The 16522-nt window shown below is 70.3% G+C and carries 15 protein-coding genes and 1 pseudogene; 9 read left to right on the forward strand and 7 right to left on the reverse strand.

All coding sequences use genetic code 11. The annotated features are described in order from the left end of the window. Window positions 1-50: 50 nt before the first annotated feature. Window positions 51-518: an Lrp/AsnC family transcriptional regulator gene (locus tag SH922_RS16325; RefSeq protein WP_393058687.1), complete on the forward strand. Its 468-nt coding sequence runs from the start codon at window positions 51-53 to the stop codon at window positions 516-518. A gap of 30 nt (window positions 519-548) precedes the next feature. On the opposite strand, the gene SH922_RS16330 is transcribed toward SH922_RS16325, so the two are convergent. Beyond that, window positions 549-1463, reverse strand: a complete 915-nt coding sequence (locus SH922_RS16330) for an NmrA/HSCARG family protein (RefSeq protein ID WP_393058688.1) — start codon at window positions 1461-1463, stop codon at window positions 549-551. Window positions 1464-1567: 104 nt separating this feature from the next. On the opposite strand from SH922_RS16330, the gene SH922_RS16335 reads away from it, so the two are divergent. From SH922_RS16335 to SH922_RS16345, 3 genes and pseudogenes are all read left to right on the forward strand, one after another. Then, entirely contained in the window at window positions 1568-2128 is a 561-nt protein-coding gene (locus SH922_RS16335) for a TetR/AcrR family transcriptional regulator (protein WP_393058689.1), read from the forward strand. Between the two features lie 410 nt (window positions 2129-2538). Continuing rightward, window positions 2539-2847 (forward strand): hypothetical protein, encoded by a 309-nt coding sequence (locus tag SH922_RS16340; protein ID WP_393058690.1) that lies wholly within the window; start codon window positions 2539-2541, stop codon window positions 2845-2847. Then, window positions 2831-3001: pseudogene (locus SH922_RS16345) on the forward strand (DUF397 domain-containing protein); the annotation flags it as partial. The gene SH922_RS16340 and the pseudogene SH922_RS16345, both read left to right, overlap by 17 nt. A gap of 29 nt (window positions 3002-3030) precedes the next feature. On the opposite strand, the gene SH922_RS16350 reads toward SH922_RS16345, so the two are convergent. After that, complete coding sequence (locus SH922_RS16350; protein ID WP_393058691.1) at window positions 3031-4533, reverse strand: esterase/lipase family protein; 1503 nt, start codon at window positions 4531-4533, stop codon at window positions 3031-3033. An 18-nt stretch (window positions 4534-4551) separates the two neighbouring features. Here SH922_RS16350 and SH922_RS16355 point away from each other — a divergent pair, with 18 nt between their 5' ends. From SH922_RS16355 to SH922_RS16370, 4 genes are all read left to right on the forward strand, one after another. Next, window positions 4552-6768: an AAA family ATPase gene (locus SH922_RS16355; RefSeq protein WP_393058692.1), complete on the forward strand. Its 2217-nt coding sequence runs from the start codon at window positions 4552-4554 to the stop codon at window positions 6766-6768. Next, window positions 6765-9077 carry a WD40 repeat domain-containing protein gene (locus SH922_RS16360; RefSeq protein WP_393058693.1) on the forward strand — a complete coding sequence of 771 codons (2313 nt, stop codon included), beginning with the start codon at window positions 6765-6767 and terminating at the stop codon, window positions 9075-9077. The genes SH922_RS16355 and SH922_RS16360 overlap by 4 nt, the downstream gene beginning before the upstream one ends. Window positions 9078-9376: 299 nt before the next feature. After that, entirely contained in the window at window positions 9377-10063 is a 687-nt protein-coding gene (locus tag SH922_RS16365) for an RES domain-containing protein (protein ID WP_393058694.1), read from the forward strand. A 505-nt stretch (window positions 10064-10568) separates the two neighbouring features. Further along, window positions 10569-10952: an XRE family transcriptional regulator gene (locus SH922_RS16370; RefSeq protein WP_393058695.1), complete on the forward strand. Its 384-nt coding sequence runs from the start codon at window positions 10569-10571 to the stop codon at window positions 10950-10952. 218 nt (window positions 10953-11170) lie between these two features. On the opposite strand, the gene SH922_RS16375 is transcribed toward SH922_RS16370, so the two are convergent. From SH922_RS16375 to SH922_RS16390, 4 genes are all read right to left on the reverse strand, one after another. Continuing rightward, on the reverse strand, window positions 11171-11395 hold the full coding sequence (locus SH922_RS16375; RefSeq protein WP_393058696.1) for a hypothetical protein: 225 nt from the start codon (window positions 11393-11395) through the stop codon (window positions 11171-11173). Between the two features lie 88 nt (window positions 11396-11483). Then, entirely contained in the window at window positions 11484-12389 is a 906-nt protein-coding gene (locus SH922_RS16380) for an SDR family oxidoreductase (protein ID WP_393058697.1), read from the reverse strand. Further along, window positions 12386-13339, reverse strand: a complete 954-nt coding sequence (locus tag SH922_RS16385; RefSeq protein WP_393058698.1) for an alpha/beta fold hydrolase — start codon at window positions 13337-13339, stop codon at window positions 12386-12388. Before SH922_RS16385 ends, SH922_RS16380 begins: the two co-directional genes overlap by 4 nt. Beyond that, on the reverse strand, window positions 13336-14856 hold the full coding sequence (locus tag SH922_RS16390; protein WP_393058699.1) for a flavin-containing monooxygenase: 1521 nt from the start codon (window positions 14854-14856) through the stop codon (window positions 13336-13338). The genes SH922_RS16385 and SH922_RS16390 overlap by 4 nt, the downstream gene beginning before the upstream one ends. A 194-nt stretch (window positions 14857-15050) precedes the next feature. On the opposite strand from SH922_RS16390, the gene SH922_RS16395 reads away from it, so the two are divergent. Beyond that, window positions 15051-15692, forward strand: a complete 642-nt coding sequence (locus tag SH922_RS16395; protein WP_393063585.1) for a MerR family transcriptional regulator — start codon at window positions 15051-15053, stop codon at window positions 15690-15692. A gap of 10 nt (window positions 15693-15702) precedes the next feature. On the opposite strand, the gene SH922_RS16400 is transcribed toward SH922_RS16395, so the two are convergent. Continuing rightward, on the reverse strand, window positions 15703-16518 hold the full coding sequence (locus SH922_RS16400) for an exodeoxyribonuclease III (protein ID WP_393058700.1): 816 nt from the start codon (window positions 16516-16518) through the stop codon (window positions 15703-15705). Between the last annotated feature and the right edge of the window lie 4 nt (window positions 16519-16522).

The raw sequence follows: 16522 nt of genomic DNA on the forward strand, positions 1-16522 counted from the left end.
CTGCCTGTCCGGGCGCAGTTCACCCGTGGATACCTCGGTAATCTGACCGGATGGCCGAGAATCTTGACGCAACGGACTGGGCGATCCTGGACGAGCTCCAGCAGGACGGCAGGATCGCGTTCACGGAGCTGGCCCGGCGGGTGAACCTGAGCGCGTCGGCGACAACGGAGCGGGTGCGGCGGCTGGAGGCGGCCGGGGTCGTCACGGGCTACCGGGCAGAGGTGGATCTGGAGCGGGCCGGATATGTGGCCCTGGCGGTCGTCCGGCTGAAGTACCCGGGGAGCCGGCACGAGCCGTTGCGCCGGATGCTCCGGGAGCGTCCGGAGATCCTGGAGTGCCTGCGTACCACCGGGGACGACTGCTACGTGCTGAAGGTGGCGGCCACCTCGATGGCCCACCTGGAGGAAGTCGTCGACGCACTGGCCGAGTTCGGGAGCACGACCACCAACCTCGTCTTCAGCCGGACGCTGCCGCTGCGCGGCCCGCGGGAGCCCCACGCGGACCTCACCGCACGGTGAGACGCAGAAAGGCACTGCCGGCCACTCCCCTCAACGTGCGGCTGTGGCCCGCAGATGATCTCCGGCCCACTTTTCGAAGGTGGTGAGGGGGATGCCGAGTTCCCGCGCGAACTCCGGGCGGGCGGGCTGAGTGTGCTCGTTGATATGTGACTGGCCGAAGCCCATGTCGGGCATCCCTGCGGCGGTCGCCTCTTCCCCGGTCAGGTCGGGCGCAGTCAGCTCGACGCCGAGGTTGAGAGAGAGGATCGTGGCGATTTCCGTCATCGTCAGGAAGTCGCTCGCCAGCTCCAGCTCGACACCGTCGAATCGCACCGGTGAGGCAACGGCTGCCGCGGCTGCCTTGCCGATGTCCTCGACCGCGACGAGCGACAGCCGAGTCGCCGGCTTCAGCAGGCTCACCAGGCCACCCTCCACCCCGCGGGGGAACATGATCTTCTTGGCCGGGAGGAAGTTCTCCATGAAGAAGCCCGGCTTGATGAGTGTCCAGTGCGTGAAGCCGGCCTCGCGCACCCGGTCCTGGATCCCGGCCTTCGCGGTGTAGTAGGGCTCCATCCAGGCCCAACGGCCTTTGACCCAGTTGACGTGCTGCCCGGCGCCGGAGACGGATGTGTGCACGAACTGCGGCACTCCTGCCGCCCTCGCGCCCTCGATCAGGTTGACGGCCTGGGCAAGCTCACCTTCGAAGGCGCGTCCGTTCACGTCGGGCATCTGAACGGAGAAGACGGCGCGGGTCCCTTCGGCAGCCCGGGCCAGGGAGTCGCGGTCGTCGAGGTCGCCGGTGACCAGCTCCGCGCCGAGTACTTCGACGGCCTTCGCCCGGGCCGTGTCCGGGTCGCGGACCAGTGCCCGGACGGGAACGCCGCTCGCGAGCAGTGCGCGGGCGGTGGCGCCGCCCTGCTGACCTGTGGCTCCGACTACCAGGGCAGGGGAGGATTCTGGAGGCATGGTGCTCCTCAGGTGGTGGCACACAGATATATGGCGGGGCCCGCCACTTACGCTTCGGTACGATACGGAGGCCCCCACCACTTAGCAAGGCCGGAGATGACGCCATGACCGTCCAGCGCGCAGACGCCCGGCGCAACTACGCACGGATCCTCGCCGTGGCCGAGGAGGAGGTCGCCGCGCACGGCGCCGACGCCTCCCTGGAGAACATCGCCCGCACGGCCGGAGTCGGATCGGCCACCGTGCGCCGCCACTTCCCCAGCCGGCACGCACTGCTGGAGGCGGTGTTCGCCGAGCGGATCGAAGCCCTGGTCGCCCGCGCCACGGCGTCGGCCGGGGCACCCGACGCCCGGGCCGCACTGCTGGAGTGGCTGGGCGCGCTCACCGCGTACGCCACCTCCGCGCGGGGCCTGGCCGATGCGCTGACCCGGACCGGAATGGACGACCCGGATCACGTGAACGCCTGCTCGGCGAAGCTCACCGGGGCGGCCGACCCGCTGCTCCGACGCGCCGCGCAGGCCGGTGCGGTGACGCCGGGCGTGACCGCCGCTGACCTGGTCACACTGGTCACCGGCATCGCCCTGGCCACGGAACATCACCCGGACCCCGCCGCCGAGGCGAACCGGCTGCTCGACCTCACCCTGCGGGGAGTCAGCCCGCAGGGATGACGAGGAAGACACATGGCGGCCGGTCATGCGCGCGGCCAAGGCCGGCAGCCTCCCGGGCTGCCATCCAGACCCTCACCCACTCCGGAGTTGAGAGCGAAGTGGGCACTTTTCCACGCGACCTGGCTGCCCCAACAGCATCTGCCGCGCCCACTTCGCTCTCAACTTCCCGCGGGCCCGGCCAGGCGGGCAGCCGCAGCTCGCACCAGACCGCCTTCCCGTGCAGCCCCCGCTCGACGCCCCACTGCAGCGCCAGCGCGTCCACAAGCAGCAGCCCGCGCCCGGATTCGTCACCGGTTCCGGCTGACCGGAGCACCGGCCAGACACCGGGCGCCGGGTCGCTCAGCTCGACACGGACGCGGCCGGTGTGCGTGCCGCAGATCCGGAGCGTGACGGGGGTCCCCCTCGCCGAGATGCGCAATCACGTTGGTCAGCAACTCACTGACGCAGAGCGTCAGATCGGTCGTATCCACGCCCGCGAACCGCGCCCGCAGCATCCGCCGCATCTCCGGTACGGCCTTCGGCACGGCGAGCAGATCCACCGCGAGTGGCAGCACGGTCATCCGCCGGCCGCCAGGCGCAGCGCCTCCGCCAGCCGACTCGCGGTGGCCGCGTTGCAGTTGCCGAGCGCGATCAGCGGCGGCCGGGTCGTACGCGCGGCAAGGGTCAGGGGGTCGACGCCGAGCGAGGGGAGGGTGATGCCGTGCGCGGTGGAGAAGTAGTTACAGCAACGCCAATGGCGGCGACTGCCTCGAAGTCGCCGAAGGCCACCCCGGCCTCGTCCCCGTACGCGACTCCAAGCGCCCCCACGGTCCCGCGCTCGTCGTGAGCGCCGCCGCGTGGGCGCCGTTCGTCGCGTCCGTCAAGGCGCCCTGACACAGCCGACGTCCCGGTCCACCACCCGGTCAGTCGTCCAGCGGCGCCGTGCCTCCCGGGCCCGCGAACACGAGCTGGGTGAGCGGGGAAGGGAGGTAGTCCGCCTCCACCGTGACCCGGTAGAGACCCGCATCGGGGACCTCCAGATCCGCTCCGAGCGCGTCGTCGTCACCGGCGTAGAGACTTACCTCCCGCTGGAAGCCGCCTTCGACCGCCGCCACGGTGCAGTCGACCCCCGACGGGTCGTCCGTGCCCGTGATGCGCACCGTCCATTCGGCGTTCGGCACCACGTAGTCCGGGACGGTCAGGCCGAGGCCGTCGTCCGCCTGGTCGGGGCCCAAGTGGTCGTCCTCCAGGAGGAAGTCGACCACGGCCTGCCGCGCCGCCCTGTCACTGGCCAGCGCACCGTGCTGCAGGGCGAGGGGCACCGTACGACGTGTCAGGGACGCCGATTCGCGGTGGACCGTTCCGTCGCCCCCGACCTGGAAGCGGCGTGGGGCCCCGTCCGGGTCGCGCATCAGCTCGCCGTCCGTGTGGGTCCGGAAGCAGTACTCGGAGGCGATGACCGTGCCGTTCTCCAGCCGCATCGACTGCACGGTCTCCTGGCGGATGCCGACGACCGGGCGGTGGTGCGGGAACGGCTTCGCCCGGAGCGCGTCGAAGAACTCCTGGGAGCTTCTGGCCAGGTCCTTGTCACCGCCCAGCGCGCCGACATCGGAGGGGGTGAGGCGGCGGACGTCGAGGCCCTCCTCGACGCAGAGGAAGCCGGGCAGGAGGTCGTGGACGCCGGGCATCGCGGAGGCGAGGGAGGCGAGGCGGCTGTGCGGCAACGGCAGTGGGGCGCCCTGGGCCGTGTTCAGGATGTTCGCCGCGACGACCGAACCGTGAAAGGGCGTGCCGAGGGTCATGACGCCACGGGTGTCCGCTTCGAGACCGGAGTCGTAGCCGAGGGTGAGGGCCGCGTAGGTGACGAGACCGCCCATCGAGTGGGCGACGAAGACGAGACGGGCCTCGCGCTCGTCCACCGCCTGAAGCCGGGCCTCCGCGTGGGCCGGGTGCTGTCGCCACCGTTCCAGGTGATCACGGGCTTCGCTCGCGAGCCGTCGCGCGTTGACCTCGACCGGCAGCCGCCAGTCGTACGGGAACGGCAGGACGGCAGCGGGGTGGGCGACGGCGTTCTCGATGGCCGCGGTCATCTTGTGGTACGGCTCGATGCCTCGCAGGACCGGGCTCCACGCCGGAATCTGCAGAAGCCTGCGCGCCTTGATCCGGCCGTAGTCGCCGGCCTGCTCCTCGGCGGTGAGGTGCAGGGGCGCGAGCCCGCCCTTCGTCAGCCAGGCCTTCGCCAGCCACGTGGGATGTGCCAGGCCCCAGAGCACCTTGCCGGTGCCGGTGTCGTACAGCTCGCTCCCCATGATTCCCGGTACGAGAACGACGGCGTCGTGCGTGACGGCGGGGGTCAGTCCCGGAGTCGTACGGGGACGGCCGCCGGGGACGCGGCCCGGCGGATTCGTCTGCGGCTGCTCAGTCATGCCTGAAACACTAAAGAGATGCAGAACAGGGCGGGGGAGTTCACGCAAACGCAGGACACCGAGGCGGATACCGGATCGCAGCGGACTCTGCTGACCCTGGCGGTGCGTGACTACGGCGACGGGAACGACAGCTTCACGGAAGGGATCGACGAGCAGCTGGAGGTCGTTGCGGAGTGGTGGTCCGGCCAGGGGGCCGGGGCCGAGTCCTCCTTCCGCCAGATCCCGCCCCCCGATCTGGAGAAGCGCGAGGACGTCGAGGACTTCCTGCGTGAGCACGAAGTGAGGGAGATGGAAGGGCAGGCGCTCGTCATGTTCATCACCGGACATGGTGTCTCCAGCGCGCGGACCCACTTCCTCAAGCTGCCCGGCTCCGTCAAAGGACGGCATCTCAACACCTCGGTACGCACCACGGAACTCATCACCGCCGCCCTCGACTCGCATGTCCGGAACGTCCTCGTGATCGTCAACACCTGTTACGCGGGAAAGATCCGCAGCGAGCTCGACGACGTACTGGAGGACATCCGCGCGGAGCGGCGTACCCAGTGCAGTCTCGATGTCCTGGTGACGTGCGGGCACGACAGGCCTGTTCAGGTTCGGCGGTTCCCCACGCTGCTGCGCGGCGCCCTTCAGCGGCTGCGGACCACCGCGGGCATCACCACCCCCTACCTCACGGTCGCCGAGCTCATGGCCGAGTTCGAACGCGGGCTGGGCACGGAGGATGCGATCAGAAAGCACCGTCTGCACCGGGTGGTCGACGGCAGCGGCATCCTCACCGCAACGCCCTGTATCCCCAACCCGGGTTACCGCTACGGCCATGACCTGGTCGGAGCGGGGCTGCGGCAGGCCGGCACTCCTGCCGACGACTACTGGCTCGACCGGGCCACCGGACGTACCCAGGACAGCGATCCGGGGTGGTACTTCCGCGGGCGTGACGACATCAACCGCAGTGTCACCGAGTTCCTGAGCCCCGCGCGTACACGGGGAGTCCTGCTGATCACCGGGACCGCCGGCAGTGGCAAGTCCGCCGTGCTGGCGCGAGCAGTGGTGCTGAGCAATCCGTCGTTCCAGGACGAACCCGTCTTCAAGACCGCGGTCGATCTGGCCGCGGACGGCACCGTGCCCGCTCCCGGTTCCATCACCGGGGCGATTCTGGCGCGTCATCGGGGCCCGGCAGACCTGGCCCGCGACATCCTGCGGGCTCTCGGTGCCGAACCCGGACGGCCGGCCTCGACCGAGGATCCCGTCGTCACCTGCACACAGCAGATCATCGAGACCCTCCGCGGCCGCAGCGAGCCGGTCACCCTGGTCATCGACGGTCTCGACGAGGCGGCCGAGCTCCCCCGCGTCATCGACGATGTCCTGGCCCCGCTCAGCGAGTTCTGTTCCCCGCAGCTCGGACAGGTGCCCGCCCCCCGGCAGGACGGCGACCCGCCTCCCCCCTCCATGCCTGCCGGGCTGCGTCTGCTCATCGGTGTGCGCTCCAGCCTGCCGCTCAGCGACTCCCCCGTGGAGCTGCCCGACGCGGAGCAAGGACTCAGCGAGGCCCTGCAGGCCGCGTTTCCCACCGCCGAGGAGCAGCGGACGGACGGCAAGGGGAGCGTGAAGGACATCGAGCAGTATCTGCACGCGCTCATCTGCGAGGGCGGGCATCGCGATACGGCCGAGGAGGCGGCAGCCCTGGTGGCACCCGAGGTGTGGCCGTCCTTCATCTCCGCCCGTCTCGCCGGGGAACAGCTGCGTTCGGCCGAGGACCCCGCGGCGGTTGCGCGGCAGGCGGAGTGGCGGGCGATGCTTCAGGGGGGGATGACGGGGCTCCTCGGACGCGATCTCGTGCTGGTGGCAGGGGACGGCCTTCCGTCCGACGTGGCGCTGGCGCTTCTGCGGGCATCGGCCTTCGCCGCGGGGGCGGGAATCCCCTGGTCGAACATCTGGCCACGGATGGGCCGGGTGTTCCTGGGCCGTCAGTTACCGGACTGGGACGACATGATCGGAAAGCTGCTGAAGAGCCGCCTGAACGGCTATCTCGCGCACGATCACGAGGATGAACGGCGGGTCTACCGGCCGGCCCATGAAGCGGTGGCCGAGGTGCTCTGCGACCTCGACGCCAACCTGCTCGACGCCGCCGCGGACACCCTCGATCCGGGCGCACACACCCCCGACGCGCACACCCCCGATCCGGGCGCGCACACCCCCGATCCGGGCGCGCACACCCCCGACCTGGGCGAGTCCGAATGACCCCGCGACCGGGCGGCGACCGGCATGCCGAGATCCACCGCCGGCTGGCAGAAGCCCTGGCCGAGCTGGTGCCCGACGATCCCGGCGTCCCGCCGCACCCCTATCTGCGCCGCCATCTGGCGCAGCATGCCGCCCAGGGACGTGTGCTGGACGACGCGCACGTGCCCCCTTCCCTGCTGCCGTGGGAATCCAGCTCCGGTCTCGGCCGGCTGCTGGCCGGCGGCAACAACCCGTCGGACCGGCAGCAGTGGCTGCAGGCCTGGGCGAAGCTGGAACCCTTCTCCCGGGGGCTCACCCCGCTGTCGCGACTGACCAGCCTGCACCTGGCCCACCACGCGGCCACGGCACGCCATCAGCCCCGGCCCCCTTCGCCCCCGGAGGACGCGGTGCTCGCCGGGTCGCCGGTCACCCCGCTCTGGAGCGACTGCGCGAGTCCGGACAACGTGTGGGCCGTGACCGAGGCCGCCGTCACCTCGCTGACCACGGTGAACGCGGGCCGCCGGGCCCGGGCCCAGCCGCTGCTGGTCACGGGGGACGACCACGGTGTCATCCGTATCCTGCGGCACGACGGTTCCGCCGCCGCGCCGCCGATCGCCGTACACGACGGCGCCATCGAGCACCTGGTCACGCTGCATGAGGGCCTGCTCGCCACGGGTGCCACCGACGGCACCGTCTCGGTCCTGGACGCGCTCCGCGGCCGCACCATCGTCCCGGTGCTCCGGCGCCCGGGCACCTGGGTCAGTTCGCTGACGCTCTACCGGCCACGGGACCGGGCCCAGGTGCTGCTCGCTGCGTGGAGTGACGGCCACATCGCCGCGTTCAACACGGCTGCGTTCCAGCCGATCGACATACCTCTCCCCCGGCTCGAACGAGCAGCGGCCATTCTGCGCGGTACGAACCGGCCGGACGGGTCCGGACTCCTTCTCTACGCCCAGCACGACACCGTCAGCAGTTTCGACGGGCGCACAGCCGTCATGCGGTCCCGTCATCCGGCAGCCGTTCGCGCTCTCGTCGCCCTGCCCGTGGCCGGGCACTACGCCGTGGGAGACGGCGACGGCACCCTGTCCGTTCACGATGTGACCGCCCACGGGCGGGCCTGTGGGGCCGGTACCGACGCGACGTCCGAGGGCGCCGTGACGGCGCTGGCGCTGGTCGAGGTCGAGGACCGGCAGGCGCTTGCGTGTGCCGGGGCGGACGGCACCGTGTCCCTGTGGCGGACCGACTCGCTGGAGCCGCTCGGCCAGTCGATCCAGGCGCACTCCGCCCCGGTCACCGCGCTCTCCTCGTTCACGGAACGGCCGGGCGCCCGCCTCATCACGGCCGGGGCCGATCGCACCGTCCGGAACTGGCCCCTGTCCGGTGCCACGTTCCGGCACGGCCGAGCCGCCTGGACCCCGGTCACCGCCAGCGCGCTGTCACCCGGGCCACCGCATCGCCTCGCGGTCACCGAGGGGAGCAGCACCCTGGCGTGGGACATCGAGACCGGCATGAAGCAACCCGTCATCGACGACGAACCGGTCACTGCCCTCGCCTGGGTGAGGTTGCGGAACAGCGTGCTGCTGGCCGCCGCTCGCAGCGACAACAGCATCGCCCTGTTCGATGCCTCCGCCCCCAGGGATTCGGCGCCGGTCGCAACACTGCGCGGGCACTACTCCCCCGCCCTCGCACTCGTGGCCTTCGAGGGCCCCGGCACGTCCGCCCGGCTGGCGAGCGCGAGCGCCGACGGATCCGTGCGCCTGTGGGACCTCGACACCGAGCAGGCCGTCTCGATTCGCAAGGACCACAAGTTCAGCGTCCGCTGCCTCGCCTCCAAGAGCGCCGAAGGCGGGGTCCTTCTCGCATCGGGCGGCAGCGACGGCAACCTCCGGATCTGGGAAGCGGCAGATCTGACCCAGTACGGCCGCACCATCCGGTGCGGTCAGAACATCGTCAACGATGTCGCCTTCGCCCCCGGGCGTGGTGCGGCCGGCCCGCAGCTCGTCACCGCCGGACAGAACGGCACCCTCAAATTCTGGGAGCCGGACACGGCAGCCGAAGCCCTGCACGAGTTCGATCCGGGTGACGGCGAGTTGAACGCGGTGACGGCCTTCCCCGTCCAGGGACAGCGCGTCGCCTTCGCCGCAGCCGGCAGCACCAGCATTCACCTGTGGGACCCGGCCGCCGACCGGCATCTGCTGCAGATCGTGACCGGGTATCGCGTCAATGCGCTGCGCACAGCCCCGCAGCAACCCGGCGAACCCTCCACGGTCCTGCTGGCGACGGGGGAAGCGGGAACCATGATCTTCCGCATCCATCACGACCGTCTGTGAGGCCGAATGCGCCCTCTGCGCGCTTCGGCGCGACGCCTTTGCGCCCGTTCGGTGTCGGCGAGCACACCGCCGCGCGCTGCTCACCTGCGCAACAATGATCAGCCGCGTCGGCGGCTGGACCGGCACGCTCGCACCTGCCGCCGGCCCCCGCCCAACGACCGCCGAGAAAATCCTTGTCGAGGACCAATGACCGCTGTCTTAGTTCACATCGCCGGCCCCTTGCCCCGACCCCGCCCGCGCGCGTTCCACGAACGGACGGGGAGCCGAGGGGCTGACTCTGCCGGACGGAGGCAGCAGGCATGACCGACTCCGTTCCCCCCGTCGTACTCGCCCGCGCCCCCGACCGGGGCGTCTGGCGCCTGGGCAAGGCGAGCGCACCGCTGAAGTTCAACCGCGTCGAGCCCGAAACCATCGACGGTTCCTCGGCCGGCCGCTTCAGTCTCTTCACTTACGGCATGCTGTACTGCGCCTCCGAACCGACCGGCTGCTACGCCGAAGCGCTCGCCTACTTCCGCGTCCATCCGGAGGTACGAAGCCTCCTCGCCGACGAACCCCACAAGCCCGGTCACATGAGGATCGGACACCTGGCGTCCGGCTGGCGCGACGCCCACATACTCGTCCGGCTGAAGCTGTCGGCCGAGGCCCGGTTCCTCGACGTGGACGCGGACATCACCCGCGAGGTACTCGCACACGAGCTCCGGAACGAGTTCAGCGAATGGGGGGTCGAGGGGGAACTGACCGACGACCACATCCACGGCAGGGACCGCCGCGTCGCCCGCCAGATCGCCGCCTGGACCGTCGCCCAGCGCAACGCCGAAGGCCACCAACTGGCCCAGGGCATCGTCTACCGGTCCGGGTTCGGCGGACGCCGTTGCTGGGCGGTCCTGAGCGGTACCGACTTCATCGAGGCGGAACGCCGCCCGATCCTCGCCGAGTCCGTCGAACTACAGGAAGTGGCTCGCGAGTACGGCCTCACCGTCTGGTGACCGCGGCACGATCGACCGACTGGCCGTGCGAAATGTCCCCCGATCTGATGTCTGGGGGATTCGCACGGCACAGCACCCTGTGAGTCCGCATCAGCGGAGACCCCGCAAAAAGTGCAGGTCACAGGCCTGACCGGCAACAAAGGGAGGGATTTAGCACCCTTCTGAGGAGGGAAATCTATGGAGTAAGTTGCGTGTAAACGGGTACCATTTGCTCAACACCACAGGGGGGACACGATGTTGATCACCAGTCACTTACGTTTAGCGAGTGCTGCGCCCATCCGCAGAGGCAGAGCGATCAGCTCGCCCCGGCACCCCGGTCATCTCCTCCCGCCTGTAGTGGTGCACACCACGGCCGCGGCAATACCACTTGCCCACCCGCCGCAAGCACCCCACGGACATGGCTGACGAACGGCAGCGAATCGCGCCCTCGCCCAGCCTTCGCGCATGCAGCGCACCCATCCTCCGCTGACGCCTCACCGGCGAGCGACGAGGAAACGAGGAGACCATGCAAACTCAGCGAGAGACCACCGCCGAAGCCCGCGCACTCCGCGACACGACGGAACAGTCCATCGCAGGCATCGCACGCTTCCTGCAGGACACCTTCAGCCAGCGCGTCGTCGCGTTCATCGCGGGCATCGAAGATCCCAAGCAGGTCGGAAAGTGGTGCAGGGAGCAGAACGCCCCGCGCTTCGACTCCGAAATGCGCCTGCGCACCGCCTACCAGATCTTCAAGTTCATCGAGAGTGCCGAGAATCTCCACACCGCTCGGGCCTGGATGATCGGGATGAATCCCCAGCTCGACGACGACTCACCGCTTGCGGCGATCGCCGCCGAACGCTACAAGGAAGTCATGACCGCGGCTCGCGCCTACCTTCAGGGCGACCTCTGACTTCAGGCTGATCTCTGCTTCAGACCGGCCTCCGCACTCCGACCTTTGGCTTCAGGCCGACCTCTGTCTTCAGGCTTCTGGCTTCGGGCTGATCCCTGACTTCAGGCCGGCCTCTGCCCAGCAGCATGGTGCATCCGTCATGCGGAAAGGGGCGCGCCCCGAAAGAACCGGGCGCGCCCCTCACCATGCGACGCGAAGAACGCGTCAGCCGCACTGCGTCAGCGGTCGAACTTCTCGCGAAGGTCGTCCGCCGCACCCTGGGTCCTGTCGCGACCCTGCTCAGACGCCTGGCGGGCCCGGTCGGACGCGTCCTGACGACGGTCCTGGCCCTGGCCCTGGCGCTGACCCTGACGCGGGTCCTCGCCCTTGCCGCCCTTCATCTTCTTCTGACCCTGGTCGGCAAGCTCCTGCGCCTTGTCCTTGAACTGGTCGGCGATGCCCATGCTGTTCACTCCTATGTGGGGGTGCGTGGGGATGGCCCCGTTGGGGCCTCGACCAGACTTACACGGCAGGACATACAACGCATTTCGATCACTTACGCTGCGTATCCGCCGCCGTCCGCGACGCCCGTTCGTCCTGGTCAGCCGTACCACCGGCGCCCACCAGACCCTTGCCGACACCCTCCAGACGTGACCCGAACCGCTTCATCTCCCGCTGGCCGACCACCCCGATCAGGCTCGGCAGGTAGCCGCGCACGGACTGCATCCCGCGCAGCCACCACTGGGCGTACACATGCGGGGAGCGCCGCTCGATGCCGGCCACGATGCGGTCGACGGCCGGGCCCAGCGGATACGTACGGTTGGACGGCCACGGCAGCCGCTGGCGCAGTTCCCGCATCACGTCGTCCTCGTCCGCGCCGCGCACCATGTCCGTGTCGGTCCAGGAGAGGTAGCCGACACCGACCTTCACGCCCCGGTAGCCGACCTCCGCCCGCAGGCTGTGCGCGAACGCCTCGACGCCCGACTTGGACGCGCAGTACGCGGTCATCATCGGGGCCGGGGTGATCGCGGCGAGCGAGGCGATCTGGAGGAAGTAGCCGCGGCTCTCCATCAGGACCGGCAGGAACGCCCGGCCGGTGACCGCGCCGCCGATCAGGTTGACCTCGATGACCCGTCGCCAGGCGACCGGATCGGAGTCGACGAACGGGCCGCCCGAGGCGACGCCCGCGTTGGCGACGACGACGTCGACCTTCCCGAAGCGCTCCTTGACCTCCTGCGCGACCCGCGCCATCGCCTCGTGGTCGGTGACGTCCGCGTGCCAGTGGTCGCTGTCCCCGTGCAGCCGCTCGGAGACCTTCTTCAGTTCGTCCGGCTCCAGGCCGACCAGCGCCAGCTTCGCCCCGCGCGCCGAGAGCTTGCGCGCCAGCAGCTCACCCACGCCGCGCGCCGCGCCCGTGACGACGATGACCTGTCCTTCGAGACTGCGCCTGCCGCTCATGCGACCTCCTCCTTGCTCTCGGCCTTGCCTTCGCCATCGGTCGCGCCCCGTACCGGGAGGTACGCGGTCACCAGTTCGCGGATCTTCGCCGTGACGATCTCCGGCGCCTCGACGGGCGTCATGTGGCCCATGCCCGTCAGTTCGGTGAGGCCGAGGCAGTCGGGCAGGGCCGCCGCGATCGCCCGGGCGTGGACGGGCGGCGTCAGCCGGTCGTCCGTACCCGCGATCACCGCGGTAGGCACCCTCAACTCCCGTACGCCCTCGTCGAGATCGAGCTCCGCGAGCACCTGCCCCCACGCGACGCGAGCCGCCCGCGGGCAGTCGTGCACGATCCGTGCGCAGGCGTCCACCCGGTCCGGGGCCGAACCCGCGCCCATCGTCCCGTACTTGAGGATCCGCCGGGAGACCGGCGTGACCGGTCCGAGCGGCGCCCGCGCCCCGAGGATCGCACGCGTCATCCGGGTCCGCACGGCGCCGGGCCGCAGCGGCACGACGAGGGATTCGGCGATCAGCCGGGAGCTGCCCGTGCTGCACAGCAGCGCTGCGGCCGCGTGCTCGCGCAGTCCGGCCCGGCGCGAGGCGGACATGATCGTCATGCCGCCCATGGAGTGCCCGGCCAGTACGGCCTTCTCCCCCGGGGCGAGGGTGGCGGCGAGCACCGCTTCGAGGTCGTCGGCCAGCGCCTCGGTGCTGTATCCCTCGCGCCCCACCGAGGGCGAGGTGCCGTGGCCGCGCTGGTCGTAGGCGACGACGCGGTGATCCACGGCGAGGTCCCTGATCTGCGCGTCCCAGAACTGGGTGTTGCAGGTCCAGCCGTGGGCCAGGACCACGACCGGGGCGCCGTCCTGCCCGTGCACCTCGACATGGATGCGGGAGCCGTCGGCGGAGACGGCCATCAGTTCTCGTACCGGCACCGGCCGGGGGTGCACGTTGCGCAGCGGCCGGCTCATCCCGCCACCTCCTCGGCGACGGTCTTCTTCGCGTCCCGCTGCGCGGGCAGCCGTACGACCTCGTACTCGGTGAGGTCGACGTTCCGCGTGACCTTGCGGAACTCTGCGGTGGTGCCGGGCCAGGCCGTGGTGTTGCGCCCGTTGGCGTCCAGGTACCAGCTGTTGCAGCCGCCGGTGTTCCAGACCGTGCGCTTCATGCGCTCCTGGACACGGCGGGTCCAGGACCCGACGGCCGAGGGTCGCGCGTCGAGTGCGACGCGGCCGCCCAGCACGTTCAACTGGCGCATGTAGTCGGCCATGTAGTTCAGCTGGGACTCGATCATCAGGATCATGGACGAGTTGCCGAGCCCGGTGTTGGGGCCGATGATCGTCATCCAGTTGGGGAAGCCGGCCGCGCTCGCACCGCGCAGCGCCTCCATGCCGTCCTTCCACGCCTCGGCGAGCGTGATGCCGTCCGCGCCGACCACCCGTTCGGCGATCGGCATGTCGGTGACGTGGAAGCCGGTGCCGAAGATGATCGCGTCGACCTCGGTCTCCGTACCGTCGGAGGCGACGACCGTGGAGCCGCGCACCTCGCTCAGACCGGAGGCGACCACGTCCACGTTGGGCTGGGCGAGGGCCGGGTAGTAGGCGCTGGAGAGCAGGATGCGCTTGCAGCCGATGCGGTACGAGGGGGTCAGCTTGGCCCGCAGCGCCGGGTCCTTGATCGAGCGTGCCATGTTGGACTTGGCTATCCGCTCGATCATGCCCAGCTGGTCCGGATGCTTGGTGAAGGCGCTGACCTGCAACTCCCGTATCCCCCACAGCAGTCCGCGGCGTGCGGTGGCGGTGAAGGGGAGGGTGCGGTGCAGCCAGCGCTCGGCGCCGCTGATGGCGCGGTCCATGCGCGGCATGACCCAGGGCGGGGTGCGCTGGAAGAGCGTCAGCTTGCCGACCTCTCGCTGGATCGACGGCACGATCTGGATCGCGGAGGCGCCGGTGCCGATCATCGCGACGCGCTTGCCGGTCAGCTCGGCGTCGTGGTCCCAGCGGGCGGAGTGGAAGACCTTGCCTGGGAAGTCGGCGAGCCCGGGGATGTCGGGCATCTTCGGGTCGGAGAGCGGGCCGGTCGCGGAGACGACGACGTCGGCGACGACCGTCGTGCCGTTGGCGCTCTCGATGACCCAGTTCAGCTCCTCGTTGTCCCAGCGCATCTGCGTCACCTCATGGTTCAGCCTGAGGTGCGGGCGCAGCCCGAAGGTGTCGGCGACGTGCTCCAGGTAGGCGCGGATGTGCTCCTGCCCGGAAAAGGTGCGCGGCCACTCGGGGTTGGGTGCGAACGAGAACGAGTAGAGGTGGGACGGTACGTCGCAGGCGCATCCGGGATAGCTGTTGTCGCGCCAGGTGCCGCCGACCGAGTCGGCCCGTTCCAGGATCACGAAATCGGTGATGCCTTCGCGGCGCAGCCGGACAGCGGCCCCAAGACCCCCGAATCCGGATCCGATCACCGCCACTCGTACATGCTCGTGCTGGGCCATGCTGCCGCCTCCCGCGGTACGTCACACGACTCTGCCAGCAATCACTGGCATTGTTGGGAGAGTAGAGCAGCCGCGTACCGATGGGTAGGGGTCCGGCGAGGGAAAGTTACCGGCGGTACAACATGCGGCCTCGCTCACGGGGAGGCCGATAGGGTGCGGGGGTGGCAGAAGGACGCGAGCACCGCGAATACCGCATGGAGGAGCTGGCCAAGGAGGCCGGCATCCCCGTACGGACCCTGCGCTTCTACCGGGAACGCGGCCTGATCTCGCCACCCCGGCGCGAGGGCCGCATCGCCTGGTACGACGACCACCACCTGGCCCGCCTGCGCACCATCGCAGGCCTGCTGGAACGCGGCCACACCCTCACCGGCATCGCCGACCTGGCCCGCACCTTCGAGAGCGGCCGCGACGTCGCCGAGGTGCTGGGCCTGGGCGAACCGACCGAGGAGACCCCGATCCGGCTCACACCGGAGCAACTGGCGGACTACTTCAAGGACGAGTCCACGCCGGAGAACCTGGCGACGGCCATGGAACTGGGCTACCTCGGCACGGACGGCGACGAGATCGTGCACATCAGCCGCCGCCTGCTGGAGGTCTCGGCCGAGCTCGTCCGCGAAGGGGTCCCGCTCGGCGAGGTGCTCGCCTCGGGCCGCCGGGTCCGCGAGCACGCGGAGGCCCTGGCCGACCTCTTCGTGGCGACCCTGCGCGCCCACAGCAGTGAGGCCGAACCGCCCCAACTGCGCCCGCTGGCACGTGCGGTGGTGGACGCGGAGCTCTCCATGGCGCTGGACCGGCGACTGCGCCGCGACGCGGAGGCGTCGCGGCCGCCGGCGTAGCCCGTACGCCCTACCGCTCGTACACCACCGTCACCGGCGCATGGTCGCTCCACCGCTCCGCGTGCGTGGCGGCCCGCTCGACCAGGGCCTTCACGGCGCGCGCGGCCAGTCCGGGGGTCGCCACCTGGTAGTCGATGCGCCATCCCGTGTCGGTGTCGAAGGCGCGCCCGCGGTAGGACCACCACGAGTACGGCCCCTCCACGTCCGGGTGCAGGGCGCGCACGACGTCGACGTACGCGGCTTCGCCGAAGACCCGCGTCAGCCACGCCCGCTCCTCGGGGAGGAAGCCGGAGTTCTTCTTGTTGCCCTTCCAGTTCTTGAGGTCGGCCTCCTGGTGGGCGATGTTCCAGTCACCGCACACGACGACCTCGCGGCCCTCGGCGGCGGCCCGCGCCTTCAGGCCGGTGAGGTAGGGCAGGAAGGCCGCCATGAAGCGTTCCTTCTCGTCCTGCTTCTCCGTGCCGACCTCGCCGGAGGGCAGGTACAGGCTGGCGACCGTGACGCCGGGCAGGTCGATCTCGACGTACCGGCCGCTCGCGTCGAACTCCTCGCTTCCCGCGTCGCCGAAACCGCCGAAGCCGATCTGTACGCGCTCCGGCGCCCGGCGGGAGTAGAGCGAGACCCCGGCCCGGCCCTTGGCGGCGGCCGGGGCGTGGACGGTGTGCCAGCCCTCGGGCTCACGCACCTCTTCGGGCAGCTGCTGCGGCTCGGCCCGCACTTCCTGGAGGCAGATCACGTCGGCGTCGGTCTGCGCCAGCCACTCGACGAAGCCCTTTTTCGCGGCGGCGCGGAGACCGTTTACATTCACGGAGGTCACAGTGAGCATTCCG

The organism is Streptomyces sp. LN549 (assembly GCF_043203805.1).
Taxonomy (GTDB): domain Bacteria; phylum Actinomycetota; class Actinomycetes; order Streptomycetales; family Streptomycetaceae; genus Streptomyces.